Genomic DNA, 1,356 nt, shown 5'->3' on the forward strand with positions numbered 1-1,356 from the left:
CTTGACCGGCAGACACCGGATCAGGCCTACTTCAACGCGCTGGCACCAATGATGGTGGCGGCATAATCGAGGCGGAAATCCACTTAGCGAAACGCCCGGAACTGTTCAGACAAACCGAGCCACTTCTCTGACGAAGAGAATTTTACAACGGCGCCTTTAATGACAACGTCAAATGCAGAGGACGCACACCTTAATACAGACTGAATCAATGCGACGAGCCCCATTCCCGGGCTTGACGGCACGGCCAGTCTCCACCATTGAAGACGAAACCTCCTGTGTAGTGGAACTGCTGTGAACCCCTTAAAATCGCTTATAGAATCCCGTCACTTCGAACGGGTCGTGACGGCGCTAATCATCATCAACGCGATCACGCTTGGTCTGGAGACGTCGTCCACTGTTATGGCGCATTACGGCGCGTTGCTGACGACCATCGACAAGGTGGTGCTCGCGATTTTCACTTTGGAACTCGCAGCTCGATGCGTTGTCTATCGGCTGTCCTTCTTTCGAGACCCCTGGCGCATCTTCGACCTGGCCATCGTCGCGGTCGCGTTGCTCCCGGCGACCGGCGCCTTGTCGGTCCTGCGCGCGCTGCGTATCTTGCGTGTCCTGAGGCTGGTGAGCGTGGTGCCATCATTGCGGCGCGTCGTGGGTGGATTGATCGCTGCCCTTCCGGGCATGGGCTCCATCGTCCTACTACTCAGCCTCGTCTTCTATATCTTCTCGGTGATGGCGACGAAGCTCTATGCAGAGTCATTCCCAGAATGGTTCGGCTCCATGAGCGAGTCAGCCTACACCCTCTTCCAGGTTATGACGTTGGAAAGCTGGTCGATGGGCATAGTGCGTCCCGTGATGGAGGACCATCCCTATTCCTGGACGTTCTTCATCCCCTTCATCGTGCTGACCTCGTTTGCCGTCCTCAATCTCTTCATCGGTATCATTGTTTCCGCCATGCAGGAAGAAGGCGAGAGCGCTGCGTCAGACGAGCGCTCGGCGATGCACGACGATCAAGATAAAATCCTGCGCGAGATCAGGGCCTTGCGACAGGAAATAACACAGCTCCAGACGACATTGCGGGCAAACTCCTGAGCGAAATCACAAGCCGAAATCTGAACGAGCCGTCCCGCAGCCAGACTAGGGCACCGGTCGGATCGATTCCGGCATAATACACGATGCGTATCGAAGGCGGGTCGCGCGGCTTGTGGAAGAGGTTGTAGACCGCCGATGTGGAAATCGCCGTGAGCGTCCGGGGAACGGATTCTGCTGATCGGGTAAATCGGGCGATGTTCTGGCATTAGAACCAGCATTAGTGCTGACATTAATTCCAGATCAAAGAGGTTTCATGGCTCGAATTGAGAT

At 55.8% G+C, this 1,356-nt stretch carries 1 protein-coding gene; it reads left to right on the forward strand.

Annotation, left to right across the window (positions count from 1 at the left end; all coding sequences use genetic code 11):
• Positions 1–291 precede the first annotated feature (291 nt).
• Positions 292–1,086, forward strand: a complete 795-nt coding sequence (locus R6X40_RS31520) for an ion transporter (protein WP_318419118.1) — start codon at positions 292–294, stop codon at positions 1,084–1,086.
• Positions 1,087–1,356 lie beyond the last annotated feature (270 nt).

The sequence above is a fragment of the Rhizobium sp. PL01 genome, from assembly GCF_033447125.1.
Taxonomy (GTDB): Bacteria; Pseudomonadota; Alphaproteobacteria; order Rhizobiales; family Rhizobiaceae; genus Pararhizobium.